A 21843-nucleotide genomic window follows, 5' to 3' on the forward strand; every position below is an offset into this window, starting at 1 on the left:
TTGTAAAACCGTGCTGCTTTTGCATGATGGCCAGCAAGCGGGGCTGCACACGGGGTGTGCTCGCAAGGAGATGCAATGCAAGAGACGGTAAACCCCCTGGCGGGGTTGCAAGAAGGTGCGCTACGCGGTGTGCGCGTGGTGGAGATGGGGCAATTGATTGCCGGCCCTTTTGCGGGCAAAACCCTGGGCGAGTTTGGCGCCGAGGTCATCAAGATTGAAGCGCCGGGCGCGGGCGATCCGCTGCGCAACTGGCGCTTGATCAAAGAAGGCACCTCCGTGTGGTGGCAGGTGCAGTCGCGCAATAAAAAGTCGGTGGCGCTGGATTTGCGCCAGCCCCAGGGGCAGGACTTGGCGCGCCAGCTGCTGCAAGAAGCCGATGTGCTGATTGAGAATTTTCGCCCCGGCACGCTGGAAGGTTGGGGCATGTCGCCCGATGAACTGCATGCCATCAACCCTGGCTTGGTGATTTTGCGCATCAGCGGCTACGGCCAGACCGGCCCTTACCGGGATTTACCCGGCTTTGGGGTGGTGGGCGAGGCCATGGGCGGCCTGCGCCATCTGACGGGTGAGCCCGGCCGTGTGCCGGTGCGTGTGGGCGTGTCCATCGGGGACACGCTGGCGGCCCTGCACGGCACCATCGGTGTGCTGACGGCGCTGTACCACCGCAAGGTCAACGGCGGTAAAGGGCAGGTGATTGATGTGGCGCTGCACGAGGCGGTGTTCAACGTCATGGAAAGCCTGATTCCTGAATACAGCGCCTTTGGTGCGGTGCGCGAGGCCGCCGGCAGTGCGCTGCCAGGGATTGCGCCTTCCAACGCCTACCCCTGCGCCGATGGCTGGGTGCTGGTGGCTGGCAATGGCGACAGCATCTTCAAACGCCTGATGCAGACCATTGGCCGTGACGATCTGGGCAATTCCCCGGATTTGGCCAACAACGCAGGCCGCGTGGCGCGTGTGGCAGAAATTGATGCAGCCATTGGTGCATGGACGCAGACGCAAACCATTACTGCTGTGCTGGAGGCTTTGGCCGCGGCCCGTGTGCCTGCAGGCCGCGTCTACACGGCCAAAGACATTTGCGAAGACCCGCACTACCGCGCCCGCGACATGATCTTGACCCAGACCACACGCGATGGCTACAGCGTAGAGGTGCCGGGCATTGTGCCCAAGCTCTCGGCCACGCCGGGCACCATCCGCAGTAGTGCGCCCAAGCTGGGTGACGACACCGATGTGGTCTTGGCGGGCATGGGCCTGAGCGCCGCACAAATTGCGCAGTTGCGCACGCAGGGGGTGATCCAATGAGTGGCGCCTCTGTATGGCAAGGCGCGGGGCAGCGCATTTACATCCAGGAAGTCGGGCCGCGCGATGGCCTGCAAATGGAGTCCGTATTTGTGCCCACGGCCGACAAGATCGCCATGGTCAATGCCTTGTCTGCGGCGGGCGTGGCCAAGGTGGAGGTGACGGCCTTTGTCTCACCCCAGGCCATTCCTGCGCTGGCCGATGCGCAAGAGGTACTGCGCGGCATTGTGCGCCGCCCCGGCACGGTGATGACCTGCTTGGTGCCGAACATCAAAGGCGCTCAGCGCGCCATGGAGGCAGGGGCAGATGAGCTGAACCTGGTGATGTCGGCCAGCGAAACCCACAATCTGTGCAATTTGCGCATGCTGCGCGAGCAATCGTTTGCCGGGCTGGCCGAGGTGGTGGCCGTGGCGCAGCAAGGCGGCGTGGCGGTGAACGTGTCGCTGTCCTGCAGCTTTGGCTGCCCCATGGAAGGCGATGTGCCAGCTGCCGAAGTGCTGGGCTGGGCGCAGCGCTTTATTGACTTGGGGGTGCAAGGCATCACGCTGTGTGACACCACCGGCATGGCCCACCCCGCGCAGGTGCATGCCCTGGTCAGCGCTTTTAAAGCGCGCTGGCCGCAGACCACGCTGACGCTGCACTTTCACGACACGCGAGCGATGGCGCTGGCCAATGTGCTGGCGGCCATTGCGGCCGGGGGCGATCGTTTTGATGCCTCGGTGGGCGGTATGGGCGGCTGCCCGTATGCACCCGGGGCCAGCGGCAATGCCTGTACCGAAGAGCTGGTGCATGCCTTGCAGCTGATGGGCTATGACACCGGCGTGGATCTGGCCGCACTGACAGCGGTGGCCGCCAGTTTGCCAGCCTTGATTGGGCATGCAACGCCCAGCGCCATCGTGCAGGCGGGGCCAGTCAGCCAGCTGCACCCCGCACCGGCATCCCTGCCAGAGATCCGTGCGCGCGCGCAAGCGCGCTGGTTGGCTTGAGCAGGGCTGCAAGCCAAGCAGGCCTGCGGGGGCAGGCCATGACAACGAGTAGACAACAAGCAAAGGAGACCGTGATGAAGTACATGACACGACAACAATTTGGCCGTTTGGCCCTGGCGAGCGCACTGGGCCTGGGGCTGCATGGTGTGGCAGGGGCGCAAGCGGCTTATCCGACCAAGCCCATCAGCATGGTGGTGCCCGCTTCGGCCGGGGGGACGACCGATTTGGCCGCCCGCATGGCGGCGCAAGCGCTGGGCCCGGTGCTGGGCCAAACCATCGTGGTGGAAAACAAAGGGGGCGGCAACGGCAATATTGCTGCTGCGCAGGTCAAGCGTGCCGAGCCTGATGGCTACACCTTGTTGATGCAGTACTCGGGCTTTCATGTGATCTCGCCGCATCTGGGCAAGTCCAGCTGGGAGCCTGCGGACTTTGTGCCCGTAGCCAATGTGCTGTCTGCGCCGCAAATTGTGGTGGTGCGTGGTGATTTGCCGGTCAACAGCATGCAAGAGCTGGTGGCCTATGCCAAGGCCAATCCCCGGAAGCTGAACTACGCGTCTTCGGGCAACGGCTCTTTGCAGCACGTCACCGGCGTGCAGCTGGAGCAGGCGGCAGGCATTCAGATTGTTCACGTGCCCTACAAAGGCACAGGCCCGGCGCTGCAGGACTTGCTGGGCGGCCAGGTAGACCTGACGTTTGGCACCGCGCCGCCTTTCATGCCGCACATCCAGGCGGGCAAGCTCAAAGTGCTGGCCGTTACCGGCAAGGAGCGCCTGCCCAGCTTGCCGCAAACGCCCACCACGGCGGAAACCGGCCTGCCCGCAGTGAATGCCACGTCGTGGTTTGCGCTGTTTGCGCCTGCCAAGACGCCGGCTGCTGTGGTCAGCAAACTGGAAGCGGATGTCCGCAACATGCTGCGCGATGCGGCTTTCAAGCAAAAAGCCCTGGACCAAGGTGCAACAGCAGACTTTATGGACAGCAAGGCCTTGGGCGCCATGGCGGCGCGTGACCGGGAGATGTGGGCCAAGGTGGTCAAAGAGGCCAACATCAAAGCCGACTGAGAGACGACTCAGTGGTGGCTGTGGTGGTGGCTGCTGCAGCCACCACCACAGCCACCGTTGCACGCGGTGACTTAAAAATAAGAGCTGCTGGCGCATGAATATGCTGGATTTCCAATATAAAAGTATTGGAAGCCCAGGTTTTTCAAGCGCTAGCAGCTCTCTTTTTATGGCTAGGTAAGGAGCAAGGCTTAATGCAGCTCTTTGCCTTTGAGCTCAGGAATCAGGAACACAGTGGCAATCATGTCCAGCACGTAGATGGCGGCCAGCAGCGCAATCGCCATCTGAAAGCCATAGCCCATGGCCACCGCACCCACCACCACCGGGCCCAAACCGCCCACGCCGCGGCCAATGTTAAACAATACGTTCTGTGCCGTGGCACGGGCTTCGGTGGGGTAGGCCTCGCTCATCACGGCGCCCAGGCCGCCCAGCATGCCGTTCACAAACATGCCCAGCACGGCGCCGGCCCAGAGCATGGTGGTGGGGTCAGACAGCTGTGAGTACACCAGCACCATCACCACAGCGCCGAGCTGAAACAGCAAGAAGCTGGGTTTGCGGCCGATGCGGTCGGCCAGATGGCCAAAAATCCAGATGCCCACCATCATGCCCAGCACGGTCACAGCGGTCCACATGGATGATTTGGTCAGGCTGAACCCCAGCTGCTTGGACAGGAAGCCGGGCATCCAAATCATGATGCCGTAGTAGCCAAAGTTCTGTACCGAGGTCAGCACGATCACGCCCAGACTGATTTTGGTGGTGGCCTTGTCTTTGATCAGCAGTTGGAACGCTTTCAGGCGCGCGCCGCGCTCGGTTTGTGGCTTGCGCACAAACACTTCGGGCTCATGGATGCGGTGGCGAATCACCCAGGCCACCACGGCGGGAATCACGCCCACCAGGAACATGCCGCGCCAGCCAATGACGGGCAGCAGCAAAGGGGTGAGCAGTGCCGCCGCCAGCACGCCCACTTGCCAGCCCAGCGCCACGTACGAGGACACGCGTGCGCGGTGGCGGGCAGGCCAGGCTTCAGCAGCCAGCGCCATGCCAATGCCAAATTCACCGCCCAGGCCAATGCCGGCAATGGTGCGGTAGGCCAGCAAATCCCAGTAACCGGTGGCAAACGCGCACAGGCCCGTGAAAATGGCGAACAGCATGATGGTCCAGGTCAGCACACGGATGCGGCCGTAGCGGTCAGACAGGGCGCCAAACACAATGCCGCCAAACACGGCGCCAATCAGTGTCCACGTCACCAGCGAGCCGGCCTGGCCGGTGGTGAGGTTCAAGTCGGCCGAGATGGCGCTGAGCATGAAGCCCAGAATCAGCAGGTCAAAGCCGTCCATGGCGTAGCCGACGGCAGAACCCATCAAGGCTTTCCAGCTGTAGCTGTTGACAGCCGTGGGCTGCCCGGTGGGGGAGGAGGAGAGAGAGGTCATGGCTGTGGTGTTGTTTTTTGATGTGGCACCAAGGAGTGCTTCCACCAAAAGCAAATACCCCAAGGTCCAAAGACTTTGGGGCCAGACATTCAGCCAAGGGGCGGCGCTGCGGCCGCTGAAGTGAGGGGGCGATCCAAGCCTGCGCCGAATGCAGGCCGTAGAAGCCGAGCGTGATTCTATGCAGCACCTGCGGCGGCGTGCTGCGCGGCGCCAAACACCCATGCACAGGCTTGGCGTTTACCGTGGCATTGCCGCAGAGCGCGCGTGTTCATGCCATTCGCGTGCGCGAGGAGCAGGCGGGCAAGGTGATTGCAGATTGCACCTAGCGCAAAGCGGATGTTTTGGGCGTGCGCTGTACGCAATCGAACACTTTCGCGCAAAATCGCTCAGCTTCGAAATTTTGGGTGGCCATGACGGCCTCCTGTTACTTTCTTTCCATCCCATTCCCCTCACTGAATGACCCAGTACCAAGAGCTTTTGGCTCGCAAACGCGAGCTGGACAAGACGATTGAACAAATACGTCGCACAGAGTCGGCAGCTGCACTGAAAACCGTGCATGAGCTGATCGCCACGTTTGGCTTTACGGCGCAGCAGGTGTTTCCTTTCCAGCCTGTGCAAAAGAAAAAAGTGCAGGCCAAGTACTACGACCCTGAAACCGGGCTGTCATGGACAGGACGTGGCAAAGCGCCCAAGTGGATCGAGGGCAAAGACCGCACTGCCTATGAAATTGCTGCGCCGCGCACCGAACCCACCAGCCAGTCTGCGGGCCAAGCTTCGGACAGCGGCAACCCCTTTCCCATCCAATAAGCGGCAACGCGGCTTTCAACAAAAAACCCTGCCTGTAGCAGTACAGGCAGGGTTTCTTTTGTGGGCAGCAGGTGGCTCGGGGGCGTAAGGCTTAAGGCTTTGTGGGCCATCCTTGCAGGTGCTGCTGGGTAATGTCACGCAACGCCCCAATCCAGGCGTTGTGGTCGTTCAGGCAGGGAATAAAGCGGTAGTCCTTGCCGCCTGCGTGCTCAAAGGCTTCGCGCGCTTCTTGGTTGATTTCTTCCAGTGTCTCGATGCAGTCGCTGGTAAAGCCGGGGCACATGATGTCCACGCTTTCCAAGCCGTTTTTGGCCATGTCGATCAGCGTGGGCTCGGTATAGGGCTGCAGCCACTTGGCTTTGCCAAAGCGCGACTGGAAGGTGAGGATGTATTGCTCCTCACTCAGGCCCAGGCGCTGTGCCAGCAAGCGACCTGTGGCGTAGCACTCATCGCGGTAGGGGTCACCCAGCGTATAGGTGCGCTCGGGCACACCATGAAAGCTCAGGAACAGCTTTTGTGCACGGCCGTTTTCCCGCCAGTGTTTTTCTACCGTCTGGGCCAGGGCCTCGATATAGCCGGGGTGATCGTGGTAGCGCTGCACAAAGCGCAGCTCTGGAATGTGGCGCTGGGTTTTGGCCCAGTCGTAGACCGCATCGCACACGCTGGCGGTGGTGGTGCCCGAGTATTGGGGGTACAGCGGCACGATCAGGATGCGCGTTGCACCTTGGGCTTTGAGGGCATCGAGCTGCGAAGCCATCGATGGATTGCCGTAGCGCATGGCATAGCTCACCAGCACATTGGAGCCTGCTTCCCCCATCCAGCCTTGCAGCAGGGTGGCTTGACGCTGGGTGAAATACAGCAAGGGCGAGCCGGTGGCGCCCCCTTGGTTCCACACCGTGGCGTACTTGGCCGCAGAGGCTTTGGGCCGTATGCGCAAGATGATGCCGTGCAAAATAGGCCACCAGGCGAGCTTGGGAAGCTCGACCACTCGGTCATCGGCCAGAAATTGCGCGAGATAGCGGCGCACGGCAGCGGGCGTGGCCTCATCGGGGGTGCCAAGATTGCACAGCAAAACGGCAGTGCGTTCGGGCTGGCCGGCGGGGAGCTTGGGTTCGGGGGCAAAACGAGACAGCATGGCTGCCATTGTGACAAAAGCCGGCTGCTTGTCGCAGGCTTTGGCGTGCAGCCTTAGTGGGCTCCAGTATTCTTGCAGTCTATGCTTGACCCATCTCAAATTCGTGCCGTCACTTTGGATCTGGACGATACGCTGTGGCCCATCTGGCCCACCATTCGCCGCGCAGAAGAAGTGCTCTTGCTCTGGTTAAAAGAGCATGCAGCGCAGACTGCACAAGTGTTTTCATCGCCTGAGGCTTTGCGTGCTATTCGCCTGCAGGTGGAGCGTGAACGCCCCGACTTGCGCCACGATATGAGTGGTTTGCGCAAGGCCTCGATTGCGCAGGCTTTGCGCCAGGCGGGCGACGATGAAAATTTAGCTATCCCGGCGTTTGAGATTTTTTTTGCCGAACGCCAGCGCGTGCAGCTGTTTGACGATGCTTTGCAGGCGCTGGAGTTTTTGGCAGCGCGCTGGCCGGTGGTGGCGGTCACCAATGGCAACGCTGATTTGGGCCAAATCGGGCTGGATCACTTTTTTCAAGACAGCTTTAACGTGCAGCGCACGGGTTTTGCCAAACCCGACGTGCGCATCTTTGATTGCGCAGCGCAGGCGCTGCAAATGCCTTTGTCGGCCATCTTGCATGTAGGAGACGATGCCAAGTTGGACGCCGTGGCAGCGCGGGATGCGGGTATGCACGCTGTTTGGCTCAACCGTGCAGGCTTAGATTGGGCTGTAGAGGATCAGCACCCACCCACAACGGTGGTCAGCCTGTTGGAGTTGTGTGATTTGCTGGCTGCCTGAGTGATGCGCCCCCGCGTGGGGCAAGGAGCAAGCGCATGTCTCAAGCCCTGTCTCGTTCATCCAGCATGGATTTGCCGCTGCCTTTGCGCATTGGCTTGATGCAGCCCCTGTCGTGGCTGGCACTGGGGTGGAAAGATATCTGCCGTGCTCCCGCTTTGAGCTTGGCGCATGGCATGGTCTTAGCACTGTTGGGCGCTTTGATTTTGCTGGTGGGGCACAATCGCTTTTGGCTAATGGCCGGCGCGCTTTCTGGTTTTTTGGTGGTGGGGCCTGTGGTTGCCACCAGTTTGTATGCCATGAGCCGGGCTTTGGAGCGTGGTGAGGCGGTGAACTTGGGGCTGGTGCGGCGCACATGGTCGCACTGGCAGCAAGGGCAGAGCAAGCTGGGCAGCAGCTATTGGTGCTTGGTGCAGTTTGGCCTGCTGCTGGCGGTTTCTGCCACGGGCTGGGTGGTGATTTCGGCGTCGCTGATTACGCTGCTGTCGCCCGTACGGATTGCCTCGCCCATGGACTTCATGCAGCACGTGGTGCTGGCCCCAGACAGCACGCTGTTTTATCTGTGGCTGGGTTTGGGCAGTTTTTTGGCTGCGCCTATTTTTGCGTCCAGTGTGGTTTCTATGCCTTTGTTGCTGGATCGCAAAGTGAGCTTGCAGCAAGCCGTGCTCACTAGCTGGTTGGTGATTTTGCAAAACCCCATCGCTATGGCGCTGTGGGCGGCGCTGATTGTGGTGTTTACTTTATTGGGCTTGGCTTCGTTGTTGCTGGGTCTGGTGTTTGTGATGCCAATGCTTGGACATGCCAGTTGGCATGCGTACCGAGATTTGGTGGATGCATCAGACTTTGCGTTGCGGGAGGCTGCATCGTAGCGACCTGGCCCTGCGGTTTCTAGGACACGTGTCGTGATCTTTGGCTACACAGAAGAACAAATTTCGCATTTTTTTATGACGTATGGCATAGGGGCGTTCATCCTCTTCATGCTGTTCATCATTGGCCACTTAGCCTGGGAGTCCAAGGCGGGCAAGTTCGGCACTTTTGTGCTGTTTTTGGGGCTGGCGGTAGGTTTCACCGGCTTTATCGCCAAAGCCGTGATTCAGTGGTACTTGGAAAAGTAAATGCTTAAAAAAGAGCTGTGAGCGCTTGATGGACAAGGGGTTGGCATGGTTTTTTGCGTCAAAACCACGCTTATCCAGCGCTGCTAGCTATTGTTTTTTAGCTTGCGAATGCGGTCTGCGCCAATGCGTGCGCCACTTGCATGCCGCTGCGCACCGCGCCTTCGAGCGTGGCCGGGTAGGGGCCATCCACATAGTCGCCGCAGGCCCACAAACCAGGAGCAATCTGCATGCCGGGGCGCTGTACCTGGGGTGTGCAGGCAAAGGTGGCACGCTTGTCGATCACGGTTTGAAGCGCTTGCAATTGCGGCAACTTCAACTGCACACGGGCTTGCTGCAGCACCTGGGTTTGCAGCTGTGCTTTGTCATCCGGGCTGGTGCTGACGACCAAGGTAATCACCCCTGCGGGGCCGCCCAGCTGGCCTTTGTCGAACGCAAATTGTGCCGGCGCACCCGCATGGCTGCGCAGTGCGACCATGGGCGCGGGCAGCAGCGTACGGCCTTGTTGGGGCGGGGTGTACGCATAGACTGTGGCAATGGCGGTGTGCGGCAATGCATCTGCTGCCGCAGCCCATGATTGGGTGTGCATTTGCACCGCAGCAGGCGCCTGCGCGTGCTGCACCAAACGTGCAGCAGGTGCACACGCGGTGGCGATCACCACGGCATCGAAGGCCTGGCCGTCAACATGCCAGTTGGCGCTGTCTGCCTGCCACGCCAAGTGCGTGGCTCGCACGCCGAGTCGCAACTGTGCACCTTGGGCTTGCAGCCATTGCGCTGCAGCAGCGGGGTACAGCGTGCTGAGGTCGGTGCGTGGAATCAGCAAGTTAGAGCCACCTTGGCCGCTGAACAAGCCGTCTTGCAGCACCCGCAAAAAAATACGCCCGCTGGCCGCGCAAGCAGGTAGATTCAGCGCGGAGATGCACAGGGGGTCGACAAAATCTTGCATCAAGCGGGCTGGCAAACCGTGGCATATGTCTGCCACGGTGGCGCTGGCTGCGCATTGAAACTGCTGGCTTTGCCAGCGCTGGGCGGTGCGTAGCAGCGCCAGTTTTTCACGCCAGCTCCAACCCCGGGTGCGGGCAATCCCGATGACGGCATCCCACGGCGGTGGCAGGTGGGGCAACTGCAGTCCGGTGCCATCGGCGTAACGCAAATCCAGGGGCAGGCGCTGCAGGGCCTGGTCTGGCTGCACGCCCACTGTGCGCATGGCTTGCAGGCAGGCGCTATAGGCGCCAATCAAGATGTGCTGGCCGTTGTCCAGCGTCCAGTGCTGGCCTTGTGGCCCTTGCACCGTGAGCGCGCGGGCACGGCCCCCCCAGGTGCGGCTGGCTTCCCAGATGTGTAGCTGGTGGCCCTGTTGCTGCAGGCTTGCGGCGGCAGCCATGCCGGCCCAGCCTCCACCAATGATGGCAATACGCAAAGGGGTGCGGCTTGCCACGGTTACATGCGGCCCAAGGCTTGCATTTTCCACGCCAGCCACAGCTTGCGCAGCGGGGTCAGGCCAATGCGCTGGTGCAGTACCTGGAAGTTCTCGGCCTCAATCTCACGCAGCAAGGTGCGATAGATGCTGGCCATCATCAAGCCCGGCTTTTGGGCGCGGCGGTCTTCGGCAGGCAACAGGGCAAAAGCTTCTTCGTAGAGCTGGTGCGCGCGCTGGGTCTCAAAGCGCATCAGCGCGGTAAAGCGCTCCGAATATTCGCGCTTGGTGATTTCGTGCGCCTTGACATCGAACTGCTGCAAATCGCTGATGGGCAGGTAGATGCGGCCTCGCATGGCGTCTTCACCCACATCACGGATGATGTTGGTCAACTGAAATGCTTGGCCCAGCTTGTGCGCATACGCAGTGGTGGCTTCGTTGGTTTGACCAAAGATGCGCGCCGCCACCTCACCCACCACGCCAGCCACCAAATGGCAATAACGCTGCAAGCCGGGGTAGTCCAGATACCGGGTTTGATCCAAATCCATAAGGCAGCCTTCAATCACAGCCTGCAAGTGGCGCTGCTCAATCTGGAACTGCGGTGCGTGCGGCATCAGCGCCAGCATCACAGGGTGGCTGGGCTTGCCAGCAAAGGCTTGCGCCACTTCCTGTTGCCACCATGCCAACTTTTGTGCGGCGACACCGGGGTCTTGAACCTCGTCGACTACGTCATCCACTTCGCGGCAGAACGCATAAAACGCTGTGATGGCAGCGCGGCGGTTGGCGGGCAGGAAAAGAAAGGCGTAATAAAAGCTGCTGCCTGATGCTGCAGCCTTTTGCTGAACGTAGGTTTCCGGTGTCATATAGCGGGGGATTGTCCCATGCCTTGGGTTGGTCGCTGCAATTGCACAGGAAGGTAGGGGTGCTTGATGTGAATCAAGCGTCATCGACGTAGATGGCCCGTTTTTTGCGCAAGCCATCTAAGATGGCAAAGTTGCAATCAGATACATTGAACGAGATGCTCAGCTTCAATTCCCTGCGGTTAACTCAGCGCTACATGCTGGTTTTTGTTGGTTACTTTTTGTCGATGGCTGTCGTTATCGGCATGGGTTGGCATGGATTGATGAGCGCGCGTGACAGCTTGGGGGCGCTGCATGACAAATCGCTGCAGCGTATTTTGCTGGCAGAGTCGATCAATGAAAGCGTGTTGCAGTCGCGCATGCAAATGTTGCTGGCTTTCCAGCACGCACCAGACAGCCCGCTGGCCGGGTTACACGAGCACCCTGTGGGCACTCACCTGGATTTGGTGAAACACAATCTAAAGCAAGGTGCGGAGTGGCAAAAAGAGCTGAACTCCATGGTTGATGCCGGCATCGAAAAAGACATGTTCACCGAAGCCGTGCGTGTGCAAAACGACTGGAACAGCAAGCTGGGCGAGTTGGTGGCACAGATGGAGGCCGGGAATTTCAGCAGCGATTTGATGTCTCGCTTTTTGGCCACGGGCCGTGAAGAAGGGGACATGCTGGTGGCATTGGTGGGCGCCTTCAAGGGCCTGCAAGTGACGCAAGCGGATGAGGCTTACCAGGCAGCGGATGAGCGTTATCACATCAGCATCTGGGTGTTTGCGCTGTGCGTGTTGCTGGGGGGATTGCCCGCGACCTTGCTCTCGGTCTCCTTGCTCAAGCGCATGCAAGCGGGTTTCCAGCAAGCGCATCGCACGGCGCAAGCGATTGCAGCGGGGGATATTTCGCAGCGCGTGAGTTCATCGGGTAAAGATGAAATCACCGAATTGCTGGTGCAAATGGAAGATATGCGCAGCCACCTGCACAACATTATCTCGAAGGTGCGCAGCGGCGCTGAGGCGATTGCTGGCGCTTCGACCCAAGTGGCGGCGGGTACGGGTGACTTGTCCATGCGTACCGAGCAGCAAGCCGCCTCCTTGGAAGAGACGGCAGCGGCGACGGAAGAGCTCTCTAGCACCGTGCAGCAAAACGCCGACAGCGCTATCCGTGCCAGTGAGTTGGCGCGTGGTGCCACAGATGTTGCACAGCGTGGTGGTCACATGGTGTCGGAAGTGGTCGCAACCATGGAGGACATCAACACCTCGGCCAAGAAAATTGAAGCCATCATTGGCGTGATTGACTCGATCGCCTTCCAAACCAATATCTTGGCGCTGAACGCGGCGGTGGAAGCTGCCCGCGCGGGCGAACAAGGCCGTGGCTTTGCCGTGGTGGCCAGCGAGGTACGTTCTTTGGCGGGCCGCTCTGCGGAGGCCGCTAAGGAGATCAAGGTCTTGATCAATGATTCCGTCAATCGTGTGCGCACCGGCAGCGAGCAGGTGCACCGCACGGGCAACACCATGCAAGATATTGTGCAAAGCATCGCCCGCGTGTCCGATATCGTGAGTGAAATTGCGGAAGCCAGCCGTGAACAGTCCAAGGGCTTGGCGCAAATCAATGATGCAGTGGCCAATTTGGATGATGTGACGCAGCAAAACGCTGCCCTGGTGGAGGAGACCTCGGCCGCCTCGACATCGTTGCAAGAGCAGGCCAATCAAATGGCGCAAATGTCGGCAAAGTTTGTGCTGGAGCCCGGTGCAGCTTCGGGCAGCTACGCCAGCCAATCTCGCCGCCCAGCCAGTATTGGCAGCGGTGGGCAAACGGCCGCTGCAGCAGCAAAAAATGCTTCAGGGCCTGCCTTGTCGCACAGCACGAATGAAGAAAGCCTGGGCTAAATCTGCGGCGCTCTCCCTCATCCAAAAAACCGGCTCAGGCCGGTTTTTTCAATTGTGCAGCCCTGGTGCAAATGCTGCGGCCTACATCCAAAGTGCGTTCCACAGCAGGCCCGGAGCATCGGTTTTGCGCAGGGTCTGGCGGGTGTGCAAGCTGCGGCCCGCTTGCGCCTCGACTTTGTCCAGAATGCACAAACCGCCTTGCACCACCAAACGCAGCTCCCAGCCAATGCGCCCGGGCAGGCGGTGCACAAGTTTGGAGCCTTTTTGCATGCAATCCCTTGCCCAATCTACGTTAGAAGCTATGAGTTTTTGAATGCTGGGTGTGACTTTCTGTGCGGCCAATGCCGCGCGTGTCACGCCAAATTGGGCACAGTCTGCATCGGTCAGGTAGTGGCGGCCGCGTGGAATGTCTTCACTCAAGTCCTGCCAAAAATTGATGAGCTGCAGTGCGGTGCACACGGCATCGCTTTGCGCCAGCGATGCTGCGTCGTGGACGCCATATAAATGCAGCAACAGCCGACCTACTGGGTTGGCAGAGCGGCTGCAATAGTCCAGCAGCTCGGTGCGGTCACCGTAAGTCGCGTGATCGCGTGTTTTTTCAATGTCTTGCATGAAAGCGCTGAGCAGATCATCGAGCAGGGTGACGGGCAGATGGTGCTGCAGCAGGTTGTACTGCAAGGGGCCGAAGATGGTGGCCCAGCGTGCTTGAGGTTGCGCCCCACCAGCAATAGCATGTAATTCTTGGCGATACGCGCGCAGTGTTTCCAAACGCTGCGGCGCCAGCGCATCACCTTCGTCAGCGATGTCGTCGGCTTCACGGGCAAAGGCATAAATAGCGGCAATCGGCTGCCGCAGCGGGGCTGGGCACAACCACGATGCGACAGGGAAGTTCTCGTAGTGGGTGACAGCAGCTGCTTGGGTGGGCATGGTGGTGGGATCAGAGGCATTCACCCACGCATTGTCGCTTGACAGTCGGCAAGGCCTTCCCTAGATTGCTAACCAATCAGTCAGTAACTTTTTTTGTTATGTCTTCAAACGCTGTAGTTCTGCCCTTGAGGGGCTTTTTTGCTTGCGCGATCGCGGTAGGCGTTTTAGCGGCTTGTTCCAGGCAGGCGCCCGCGCCTGAGCCCATCCGGGCCGTAAAGCTGGTGGAAGCAGGCGCCCACGCCAGCGCTGCCGAGGTGGAGTATGCCGGGGAGGTGCGGGCGCAGACTGAGTCGCGTTTGGGTTTTCAGGTGGCAGGCAAGTTGGTGCAGCGCCTGGTAGACGTGGGCGACGTGGTGCGCAAAGGCCAGTTGCTGGCAGAGCTGGATGCCCAAGACTATGCATTGGCTGCGCAGGCTGCGCAGGCGCAGGTAGCTGCGGCGAAAACCCAACGCGACTTGGCGCAGGCAGATTGGGAGCGTTATTCGGCGTTGAAAGAAAAAGGCTTTATCAGCGGCGTGGAGCTGGACAGACGCAAAGCCAATTTGCAGTCTGCACAAGCCCAGTTAGAGCAGGCGCAGGCGCAGGCCTCCGCGCAAAACAACCAGAGTAGCTATACGCGTTTGGTGGCCAATGCCTCTGGTGTTATCACTGCAGTGCAGGCTGAGCCGGGGCAAGTGGTGACAGCGGGCGCGCCGGTGGTGCAACTGGCGCACGATGGTGCGCGGGATGTGGTGATTGCGGTGCCTGAAGGTGTTCGCAGCCGGGTAAAACCTGGGCAAGCGGTACAGGTTCGCATTTGGGCGCAGGACAAGACTTTGGATGCATCAGTGCGGGAGGTGGCTGCCAGTGCAGACTCCGTAACACGCACGTACACCGTGAAAGTTCAGTTGCAGGCAGGGGTGCAGCCCCCATTGGGTGCGACCGCGTATGTGTCGATGCAGTCTGCTGACCACGTAAACGACACTTTGATCAAGCTGCCTTCCACGGCGGTATGGGAGCAGTCAGGCGCATCGATGGTGTGGGTATTTGATCGCCAGTCTTCATCCGTGCACGCACGCAAAGTGGAAGTTGCTGGGGTGGATGGCAACGATGTAGTGATTGCGGCCGGGGTTGATAAAGGAATGCAGTTGGTGGCAGCTGGCACCCATGTGCTCACAGAAGGCCAGAAAGTCAGCATCTACCAGCCTCGTCATCCTGATGCAGCGCGTTGAGCTTGGAGAAAACACATGAGTGGATCCAACCAAGCGCCTGAAAAAGAAGGCTTCAATTTGTCGCGTTGGGCGCTGCAGCATATTCCGCTGACGCGCTATTTGATGGTGGTGATTTTGCTGCTCGGTGGGGCAGCCTATTTTCAGTTGGGGCAGGATGAGGATCCGCCTTTCACTTTTCGTGCCATGGTGGTGCGAACCTATTGGCCGGGCGCGTCTGCCCAGCAGGTGGCAGAGCAAGTCACGGACAAGATTGAGCGCACGCTGCAAGAAGTGCCTTACGCAGACAAGATCAGCAGCTATTCCAAGCCGGGTGAGTCGCAGGTTATTTTCCAGCTCAGAGACAACTCTAGGCCGCAGGATGTGGCAGACCTTTGGTATACGGTGCGCAAAAAAGTGGGGGATATGCGCAACACCTTGCCGCAAGGGGTGCAGGGGCCATTTTTTAATGATGAGTTTGGCGATGTGTATGGCGTGATTTATGGGCTCTCTGGGGATGGCTATAGCTATGCAGAGCTCAAAACTTTTGCCGATGACGTGCGCCAGCAGCTGTTGCGCGTTAAAGATGTGGCCAAAGTGGAGTTGTTTGGTGTGCAGAGCGAACGAATTTTTGTGGAGCTCTCCCAAAAACGTTTGGCAGCAACGGGCCTGAATATCAATCAGGTCGTCAACCAGTTGAATCAGCAAAATGCCGTAGAAGGCTCTGGTGTCATTCAAACGCCGCAAGAGCAGGTGCAGGTGCGTATTGCCGGGCAGTTTGATGCGGTAGAGCAAGTGCGCGCAATGCCAGTCATGGCGCCGTCTGGCGTGCAATTGCGCTTAGGGGATATCGCAGAGGTCACGCGGGGCTACGAAGATCCGCCGAGCGTCAAAGTGCGGCATAACGGCCGCGAAGTGATTGCGCTGGGTATCTCCATGAGCAAGGGAGGCGACATCGTTGGTCTGGGTAAGGCTTTGCATGCGGCTGTTGCGCAGATTGCCCAGAAGCTTCCTGTGGGCATGGAGTTGGTCAATATTCAGGATCAACCCAAGGCTGTCACTGAATCCGTCAATGAATTTATCAAAGTGCTGGTGGAAGCCGTGGTGGTGGTGCTGGCAGTTAGCTTTATCAGCTTGGGTTTGCACAAACGTGCAGATGCCACGGTGTGGTGGCGCCGCTGGTATATCGACCCTAGGCCCGGGTTGGTAGTGGCAGTGAGCATTCCCCTGGTATTGGCCGCGACGTTTTTGGCCATGTGGTACTGGGGGATTGGGTTGCACAAGGTGTCCTTGGGCTCGTTGATTATTGCGCTGGGCTTGTTGGTGGACGATGCCATCATTGCGGTGGAGATGATGGTGCGTAAGCTCGAAGAGGGCTATGACAAGATGCGCTCAGCCACGTTTGCCTACGACATCACTGCAAAGCCCATGCTGACGGGAACCTTGATTACGGCCGCGGGCTTTTTGCCAATTGGCATGGCCAAGTCCATGACGGGCGAGTACACGTTTGCAATTTTCGCGGTGACGGTGATCGCTTTGATCCTCAGCTGGTTTGCTTCTGTTTATTTTGTGCCTTACTTGGGCAGTATTTTCTTGAAGGAACCCAAGGCACGGGTCAGTACACCCGGCTTTGCACCAGATCCCCATGAGGTGTTCGATAGCGCCTTTTATCAGCGTTTTCGCAAAGCTGTGTACTGGTGTGTGGAGCATCGCTGGCTCACGATTGGGGCCACAGCATTGGTTTTTGCCCTCGGTATTTTTGGTATGACCCGCGTGCAGCAGCAGTTTTTCCCAGATTCCAATCGCCCCGAAATTTTGCTGGATGCATGGTTCCCGGAAGGCACTTCGTTTGCGGGTAACGAGCAATTGGTGCGCCAGATGGAAACGCATTTGCAAGCGCAAGCGGGGGTAGATGCGGTGACCGTGTGGGTCGGTTCAGGGGTGCCGCGCTTTTATTTGCCTTTGGATCAGGTGTTTCCGCAGAGTAATGTCTCGCAATTTATTCTGATGACAGAGAGCTTGCAGGTGCGAGATCAGTTGATGAAAACGCTGCCTGCGGAGTTGGCGCAAGCGTTTCCTGAGGTGCGTTCACGCACCAAGCTGCTGCCCAGTGGGCCGCCTGTACCTTTCCCTGTGCAGTTTCGGGTGATTGGCCCGGATGCAACGCAGCTGCGCGTATTGGCCGATCAGGTCAAGGCGCTCATGAAACAGCATCCAGACATGAGGGGTGTGAATGACAACTGGAATGAGTCTGTCAAAGTCATGCGCTTGCAGATTGATCAGGAAAAAGCGCGGGCTTTGGGTGTGAGTAGTCAGTCGATTGCGCAAGCTACGCAAACGATGTGGACAGGCACAACGATTGGGCAATTTCGCGAGGGCGACAAGCTGATCAACATCGTGCTGCGCCAGCCTCTGAGTGAGCGTGATGCGATTGCTGACTTGGCTGGGGCCTATGTGCCTACTGCGTCAGGCAAATCTATTCCTTTGGCGCAAATTGCGACGCCTGTGCTGGGTTGGGAGCCGGGGGTGCTGTGGCGCGATGCGCGCACGTACGCGATTACGGTGCAGGGCGATGTACGCGCGGGTTTGCAAGGCGCGACCTTGACGCAGGCTTTGAAGCCCGAAATGGACAGGCTGCAAGCGCAATGGCGTGAGCAGGGTTGGGCGGACTATCGGATTGTGGCGGCAGGTGCCGTGGAGGAAAGTGCCAAAGGTGCAATGTCTATTGCTGCGGGTATCCCGGTGATGCTATTTTTGGTGTTTACCTTGCTCATGCTGCAGCTGCACAGTTTTAGTCGTGCACTGCTGGTTTTTATGACGGGGCCTTTGGGGATTGCCGGTGTTGCTGCAGCGTTGTTGCTGCTCAATCGTCCGTTTGGTTTTGTCGCGCTCCTGGGTGTCATCGCGTTGATGGGCATGATTCAGCGCAACTCAGTGATTTTGATTGACCAAATTGAGTCAGATAGAGCGCGTGGCGTAGCAGCTTGGGATGCGATTGTCGAAGCTGCAGTGCGGCGGCTACGCCCGATCGTGTTGACTGCGGCTGCAGCCGTGCTGGCCATGATTCCTTTGTCGCGCAGTGTCTTCTGGGGGCCAATGGCCGTGGCCATTATGGGAGGGTTGATTGTGGCTACGGTACTGACCTTGTTTGCATTGCCTGCCATGTATGCCGCATGTTTCCGTGTGAAACGTCCTGAACTGGAATACGCAGAAGAAAAATGATGACAGAGAATGTGCGGGAAGGATATTTTCGAGGTTAAAATTGCCGATTGACCTATGACGCAGGTGGGTTTGTTCTAGCCTGTAGTTATCAAAACCGCGCGGGTGGCGAAATTGGTAGACGCACCAGGTTTAGGTCCTGACGGTGGCAACACTGTGCGGGTTCGAGTCCCGCCCCGCGCACCACATTCCAGTGAGACTATGCGGAATACGGTGCAGGCTGTGGACTGCAGTCGGCACAGTCCACTATTTCCCCAGAATTAGGAATCACCATGGCCGTTACAGTTGAAACTCTTGAAAAGCTTGAGCGCAAAATCACGCTGAGCTTGCCTCTTGCTGCAATCCAGACCGAAGTCGAAGCTCGCCTGAAGAAGGTTGCGCGCACTGTGAAGATGGACGGTTTCCGTCCAGGCAAAGTGCCAATGAACGTTGTTGCGCAGCGTTATGGCTATTCGGTGCAGTACGAAGTGCTGAACGACAAGGTGGGTGAAGAGTTCGCAAAGGCTGTCCAAGAAGCAGGTCTGCGTGTAGCCGGTCAACCTCGTATTTCTGAAAAAGAAGGTGCTGCTGAAGGAAATGCTGATTTCGAAGCTGTTTTCGAAGTATTCCCTGAAGTGAAGATTGGTGATCTGGCCGCTGCTGAAGTGGAAAAGCTGACTGCTGAAGTGGACGATTCCGCCATTGAGAAGACGTTGGACATTCTGCGCAAGCAGCGCCGTACTTTTGCGCAGCGTGCTGCTGCTGAAGCTGCAGTGGACGGTGACCGCGTAACTGTGGATTTTGAAGGCAAGATCGACGGTGAAACTTTCGCAGGCGGTAAGGCTGAAGGCTTTCAATTTTTGGTTGGCGAAGGTCAGATGCTCAAGGAATTTGAGGATGCTGTGCGTGGCATGAAGGCTGGTGAGTCCAAGACTTTCCCCTTGGCTTTCCCCGAGGATTACCACGGCAAGGATGTTGCTGGAAAGACCGCTGATTTCTTGGTGACTTTGACCAAGGTAGAGGCTGCTAATTTGCCTGAAGTGAATGAAGCTTTGGTGAAGTCTTTGGGTATTGCTGACGGTTCTGTTGAAGCCTTGCGCGCTGACATCAAGAAGAACCTGGAGCGTGAAGTGAAGTTCCGTCTGCAGGCTCGTAACAAGCAAGCTGTGATGGATGCGTTGGTTTCTGTGGCTGAGTTGGATCTGCCTAAGGCATCGGTGCAAGCTGAAGTTGCTCGCTTGATGGAAAGTGCACGCGCTGATCTGAAGCAGCGTGGCATTAAAGATGCTGACAAGGCGGAAATCCCTGAAGATATCTTCTTGCCTCAGGCAGAGCGCCGTGTACGCTTGGGCTTGGTGGTTGCTGAGTTGGTCAAGGCTAACAAGCTGGAAGCTACGCCTGAGCAGTTGAAGGCGCATGTGGATGAGTTGGCGGCTTCTTATGAAAAGCCTGAAGAGGTCGTGCGTTGGTACTTCGGTGACCGCCAGCGTTTGGCTGAGGTGGAAGCTGTTGTGATTGAGAATAACGTCACTGAATTTGTTCTGGGCAAGGCTAAGGTGAGCGACAAGGCTGTGTCGTTCGAAGAACTGATGGGTCAGGCCTAACAGGCACCCTTGAACATAGCTAACCGCTTGTTTTCTATTGTTGATTACGCGGTTGGGCAAAAAAGTTCTTGATCCGGGGCTTGTGCTTTGCAGCACAAGCCCCATTTCATTTCTTGGTTACAGTATTTGTTCTGTTCCCCGTTTGGAGAAAACATGAGCGCATTGGATATGCAAGGCTTGGGCATGGTGCCTATGGTGGTTGAGCAGTCGGGACGTGGCGAACGTTCCTACGACATCTATTCCCGCTTGCTCAAAGAGCGCGTAATTTTTTTGGTTGGTGAGGTCAATGACCAAACTGCCAACTTGGTAGTGGCTCAGTTGCTTTTCTTGGAGAGTGAAAATCCTGAGAAGGATATTTCGTTCTACATCAATTCTCCAGGTGGCAGTGTGACAGCAGGCATGGCTATTTTTGACACCATGAACTTCATCAAGCCAGATGTCTCCACCTTGTGTTGTGGTATGGCTGCCAGTATGGGAGCTTTCCTGTTGTCAGCTGGCGCAAAGGGTAAGCGTTTTGCGCTGCCTAATTCGCAAGTCATGATTCACCAGCCTTTGGGTGGTGCGCGTGGACAGGCTACAGAAATTGAAATTCATGCCCGTGAAATTCTGAAGACGCGTGAGCGTTTGAACAAAATTCTGGCAGAGCGCACTGGTCAGCCGTTGGAAAGAATTCAGCATGACACAGAGCGTGACTATTTCCTGTCTGCGCAAGAAGCTAAAGACTATGGTTTGGTCGATAGCGTTCTTGAAAAACGCGCCTAATACTTAGCGCTGATCAGCAGCAAGCGGCGCTTTCCCCTTCGGGTAGCGCCGTTTTTTCATTGCTATCATCCTTCTCTCTTATTGACGTAAACAAGGCGTAGCCCCCATGGCCGAGAAAAAAGGCACAACCAGCGAAAAAAATCTTTATTGCACCTTCTGCGGCAAGAGTCAGCACGAGGTCAAAAAGTTGATTGCTGGGCCGTCCGTCTTCATCTGTGATGAGTGCATTGATTTGTGCAATGAAATTATTCGCGATGAAGTTCCTGACAACAGTGCGCGTGAGGCGCGCGGTGATCTGCCTACGCCTTCTGAAATTAAGGCCAACCTTGATAACTACGTGATTGATCAGGAGCAGGCCAAGCGCACTTTAGCTGTTGCTGTTTACAACCATTACAAGCGTCTAAATCACAAGGACAAAGCTGTAAAGGACGATGTTGAGTTGTCCAAAAGTAATATTTTGCTGATTGGGCCAACAGGCTCTGGCAAAACGCTTTTGGCGCAAACTTTGGCGCGTCAATTGGATGTGCCCTTTGTGATGGCAGACGCTACCACGCTGACAGAAGCAGGCTATGTTGGTGAGGATGTAGAAAACATCGTTCAAAAATTGCTGCAAAGCTGCGAATACAACGTCGAGCGCGCACAGCGAGGCATTGTGTACATCGACGAGATCGACAAAATTTCTCGTAAATCGGACAACCCCAGTATCACACGAGATGTGTCTGGTGAGGGGGTGCAGCAGGCGTTGCTGAAACTGATTGAAGGCACGATGGCCAGTGTTCCCCCACAAGGTGGGCGCAAACACCCTAACCAAGACTTTTTGCAGGTCGATACCACCAACATCTTGTTTATTTGTGGTGGTGCATTCCAGGGTCTAGAGAAGGTGATTGAAAACCGTACCGAGGCATCAGGGATCGGTTTTGGGGCTGCAGTTCGTAGCAAGGCCAACCGTTCTTTGACCGAACTATTCAGTGATATTGAACCTGAAGATCTCATCAAGTTCGGGATCATCCCGGAGCTGATTGGCCGTATGCCTGTTGTGACGGCGTTGACAGAACTTAGTGAAGACGCATTGGTGCGCATCTTGACGGAGCCTAAGAATGCCTTGGTAAAGCAATACAGCAAGTTGTTTGCTATGGAAGGTGTTGAGTTGGAGGTGCGATCGTCCGCACTCAATGCCATTGCCCGTAAGGCAATCAAGCGCAAAACCGGTGCGCGTGGCTTGCGTTCCATCTTGGAGCAGTCATTGCTGTCCACGATGTTTGATTTACCCAACCTGGAAAATGTTGAAAAAGTGGTCGTGGATGAGACCACAATCGATGAGGGTAAGGCGCCGCTGTTGGTCTATCGAGAGACTGCCAAAAAGGCATAAGTTGCTTGCAGTTGCTATTTGTAGTGCTTGCAGCGTAAGAGTTAATG

The 21843-nt window shown here is 57.6% G+C and carries 19 protein-coding genes and 1 tRNA gene; 15 read left to right on the forward strand and 5 right to left on the reverse strand.

Annotation, left to right across the window (positions count from 1 at the left end; genetic code table 11):
• Nucleotides 1-75: 75 nt before the first annotated feature.
• From QEP12_RS01860 to QEP12_RS01870, 3 genes are all read left to right on the forward strand, one after another.
• The gene (locus tag QEP12_RS01860) at nucleotides 76-1299 is read left to right on the forward strand and encodes a CaiB/BaiF CoA transferase family protein (protein ID WP_284213195.1); all 1224 of its coding nucleotides are present in this window, start codon (nucleotides 76-78) and stop codon (nucleotides 1297-1299) included.
• On the forward strand, nucleotides 1296-2282 hold the full coding sequence (locus tag QEP12_RS01865) for a hydroxymethylglutaryl-CoA lyase (RefSeq protein ID WP_284213196.1): 987 nt from the start codon (nucleotides 1296-1298) through the stop codon (nucleotides 2280-2282). The genes QEP12_RS01860 and QEP12_RS01865 overlap by 4 nt, the downstream gene beginning before the upstream one ends.
• A 74-nt stretch (nucleotides 2283-2356) precedes the next feature.
• A complete protein-coding gene (locus tag QEP12_RS01870) occupies nucleotides 2357-3340 on the forward strand; it encodes a Bug family tripartite tricarboxylate transporter substrate binding protein (protein ID WP_284213197.1) in 984 nt (327 codons plus the stop codon).
• Nucleotides 3341-3528: 188 nt separating this feature from the next.
• Here QEP12_RS01870 and QEP12_RS01875 read toward each other — a convergent pair whose 3' ends face one another.
• Nucleotides 3529-4767 (reverse strand): MFS transporter, encoded by a 1239-nt coding sequence (locus QEP12_RS01875; protein ID WP_217451155.1) that lies wholly within the window; start codon nucleotides 4765-4767, stop codon nucleotides 3529-3531.
• A 170-nt stretch (nucleotides 4768-4937) separates the two neighbouring features.
• Between QEP12_RS01875 and QEP12_RS01880 the strand changes: the two genes are divergently transcribed.
• Entirely contained in the window at nucleotides 4938-5093 is a 156-nt protein-coding gene (locus tag QEP12_RS01880; RefSeq protein ID WP_174863430.1) for a hypothetical protein, read from the forward strand.
• Nucleotides 5094-5223: 130 nt separating this feature from the next.
• Nucleotides 5224-5574 (forward strand): H-NS histone family protein, encoded by a 351-nt coding sequence (locus QEP12_RS01885; protein WP_284213198.1) that lies wholly within the window; start codon nucleotides 5224-5226, stop codon nucleotides 5572-5574.
• A gap of 91 nt (nucleotides 5575-5665) precedes the next feature.
• Here QEP12_RS01885 and hemH read toward each other — a convergent pair whose 3' ends face one another.
• Nucleotides 5666-6709, reverse strand: a complete 1044-nt coding sequence (hemH, locus tag QEP12_RS01890) for a ferrochelatase (RefSeq protein WP_284213200.1) — start codon at nucleotides 6707-6709, stop codon at nucleotides 5666-5668.
• A gap of 81 nt (nucleotides 6710-6790) precedes the next feature.
• On the opposite strand from hemH, the gene QEP12_RS01895 reads away from it, so the two are divergent.
• The 3 genes from QEP12_RS01895 to QEP12_RS01905 are packed head-to-tail and all read left to right on the forward strand — an operon-like array spanning nucleotide 6791 to nucleotide 8601.
• On the forward strand, nucleotides 6791-7489 hold the full coding sequence (locus QEP12_RS01895; protein WP_284213201.1) for an HAD family hydrolase: 699 nt from the start codon (nucleotides 6791-6793) through the stop codon (nucleotides 7487-7489).
• A 35-nt stretch (nucleotides 7490-7524) separates the two neighbouring features.
• Nucleotides 7525-8355 carry a DUF2189 domain-containing protein gene (locus QEP12_RS01900; protein ID WP_376786597.1) on the forward strand — a complete coding sequence of 277 codons (831 nt, stop codon included), beginning with the start codon at nucleotides 7525-7527 and terminating at the stop codon, nucleotides 8353-8355.
• A gap of 33 nt (nucleotides 8356-8388) precedes the next feature.
• Nucleotides 8389-8601, forward strand: a complete 213-nt coding sequence (locus QEP12_RS01905; protein WP_174863327.1) for a DUF2788 domain-containing protein — start codon at nucleotides 8389-8391, stop codon at nucleotides 8599-8601.
• A 97-nt stretch (nucleotides 8602-8698) separates the two neighbouring features.
• On the opposite strand, the gene hpnE is transcribed toward QEP12_RS01905, so the two are convergent.
• Nucleotides 8699-10036, reverse strand: a complete 1338-nt coding sequence (gene hpnE, locus QEP12_RS01910; RefSeq protein ID WP_284213202.1) for a hydroxysqualene dehydroxylase HpnE — start codon at nucleotides 10034-10036, stop codon at nucleotides 8699-8701.
• 2 nt (nucleotides 10037-10038) lie between these two features.
• Complete coding sequence (gene hpnD / locus QEP12_RS01915; protein ID WP_174863328.1) at nucleotides 10039-10878, reverse strand: presqualene diphosphate synthase HpnD; 840 nt, start codon at nucleotides 10876-10878, stop codon at nucleotides 10039-10041.
• 194 nt (nucleotides 10879-11072) lie between these two features.
• Between hpnD and QEP12_RS01920 the strand changes: the two genes are divergently transcribed.
• On the forward strand, nucleotides 11073-12749 hold the full coding sequence (locus QEP12_RS01920; protein ID WP_284213203.1) for a methyl-accepting chemotaxis protein: 1677 nt from the start codon (nucleotides 11073-11075) through the stop codon (nucleotides 12747-12749).
• Between the two features lie 81 nt (nucleotides 12750-12830).
• Here the strand turns inward: QEP12_RS01920 and hpnC are convergent, their stop codons facing one another.
• Nucleotides 12831-13676 (reverse strand): squalene synthase HpnC, encoded by an 846-nt coding sequence (hpnC, locus tag QEP12_RS01925; RefSeq protein ID WP_174863434.1) that lies wholly within the window; start codon nucleotides 13674-13676, stop codon nucleotides 12831-12833.
• 221 nt (nucleotides 13677-13897) lie between these two features.
• On the opposite strand from hpnC, the gene QEP12_RS01930 reads away from it, so the two are divergent.
• From QEP12_RS01930 to clpX, 6 genes are all read left to right on the forward strand, one after another.
• The gene (locus QEP12_RS01930) at nucleotides 13898-14887 is read left to right on the forward strand and encodes an efflux RND transporter periplasmic adaptor subunit (RefSeq protein WP_219162255.1); all 990 of its coding nucleotides are present in this window, start codon (nucleotides 13898-13900) and stop codon (nucleotides 14885-14887) included.
• Between the two features lie 15 nt (nucleotides 14888-14902).
• Nucleotides 14903-18085 carry an efflux RND transporter permease subunit gene (locus tag QEP12_RS01935; RefSeq protein ID WP_219162254.1) on the forward strand — a complete coding sequence of 1061 codons (3183 nt, stop codon included), beginning with the start codon at nucleotides 14903-14905 and terminating at the stop codon, nucleotides 18083-18085.
• A gap of 96 nt (nucleotides 18086-18181) precedes the next feature.
• A tRNA-Leu gene (locus QEP12_RS01940) sits at nucleotides 18182-18268 on the forward strand.
• Nucleotides 18269-18354: 86 nt separating this feature from the next.
• Complete coding sequence (gene tig, locus QEP12_RS01945) at nucleotides 18355-19665, forward strand: trigger factor (RefSeq protein ID WP_174863436.1); 1311 nt, start codon at nucleotides 18355-18357, stop codon at nucleotides 19663-19665.
• Nucleotides 19666-19818: 153 nt separating this feature from the next.
• Nucleotides 19819-20427: an ATP-dependent Clp endopeptidase proteolytic subunit ClpP gene (clpP, locus tag QEP12_RS01950; RefSeq protein ID WP_174863438.1), complete on the forward strand. Its 609-nt coding sequence runs from the start codon at nucleotides 19819-19821 to the stop codon at nucleotides 20425-20427.
• 106 nt (nucleotides 20428-20533) lie between these two features.
• Nucleotides 20534-21796, forward strand: coding sequence for an ATP-dependent Clp protease ATP-binding subunit ClpX (gene clpX / locus QEP12_RS01955; RefSeq protein ID WP_174863437.1), 1263 nt, complete (start codon nucleotides 20534-20536; stop codon nucleotides 21794-21796).
• Nucleotides 21797-21843: the final 47 nt, after the last annotated feature.

Origin of the sequence: Comamonas jiangduensis (assembly GCF_030162955.1) — a bacterium.
Taxonomy (GTDB): Bacteria; Pseudomonadota; Gammaproteobacteria; order Burkholderiales; family Burkholderiaceae_C; genus Comamonas; species Comamonas jiangduensis.

Bases quoted from the DNA above. Each gene is read 5' to 3' on its own strand.
- QEP12_RS01860 (WP_284213195.1), top strand. From the start codon at position 76: ATGCAAGAGACGGTAAACCCCCTGGCGGGGTTGCAAGAAGGTGCGCTA.
- QEP12_RS01865 (WP_284213196.1), top strand. From the start codon at position 1,296: ATGAGTGGCGCCTCTGTATGGCAAGGCGCGGGGCAGCGCATTTACATC.
- QEP12_RS01870 (WP_284213197.1), top strand. From the start codon at position 2,357: ATGAAGTACATGACACGACAACAATTTGGCCGTTTGGCCCTGGCGAGC.
- QEP12_RS01875 (WP_217451155.1), bottom strand. From the start codon at position 4,767: ATGACCTCTCTCTCCTCCTCCCCCACCGGGCAGCCCACGGCTGTCAAC.
- QEP12_RS01885 (WP_284213198.1), top strand. From the start codon at position 5,224: ATGACCCAGTACCAAGAGCTTTTGGCTCGCAAACGCGAGCTGGACAAG.
- hemH (WP_284213200.1), bottom strand. From the start codon at position 6,709: ATGCTGTCTCGTTTTGCCCCCGAACCCAAGCTCCCCGCCGGCCAGCCC.
- QEP12_RS01895 (WP_284213201.1), top strand. From the start codon at position 6,791: ATGCTTGACCCATCTCAAATTCGTGCCGTCACTTTGGATCTGGACGAT.
- QEP12_RS01900 (WP_376786597.1), top strand. From the start codon at position 7,525: ATGTCTCAAGCCCTGTCTCGTTCATCCAGCATGGATTTGCCGCTGCCT.
- hpnD (WP_174863328.1), bottom strand. From the start codon at position 10,878: ATGACACCGGAAACCTACGTTCAGCAAAAGGCTGCAGCATCAGGCAGC.
- QEP12_RS01920 (WP_284213203.1), top strand. From the start codon at position 11,073: ATGCTGGTTTTTGTTGGTTACTTTTTGTCGATGGCTGTCGTTATCGGC.
- hpnC (WP_174863434.1), bottom strand. From the start codon at position 13,676: ATGCCCACCCAAGCAGCTGCTGTCACCCACTACGAGAACTTCCCTGTC.
- QEP12_RS01935 (WP_219162254.1), top strand. From the start codon at position 14,903: ATGAGTGGATCCAACCAAGCGCCTGAAAAAGAAGGCTTCAATTTGTCG.
- tig (WP_174863436.1), top strand. From the start codon at position 18,355: ATGGCCGTTACAGTTGAAACTCTTGAAAAGCTTGAGCGCAAAATCACG.
- clpP (WP_174863438.1), top strand. From the start codon at position 19,819: ATGAGCGCATTGGATATGCAAGGCTTGGGCATGGTGCCTATGGTGGTT.
- clpX (WP_174863437.1), top strand. From the start codon at position 20,534: ATGGCCGAGAAAAAAGGCACAACCAGCGAAAAAAATCTTTATTGCACC.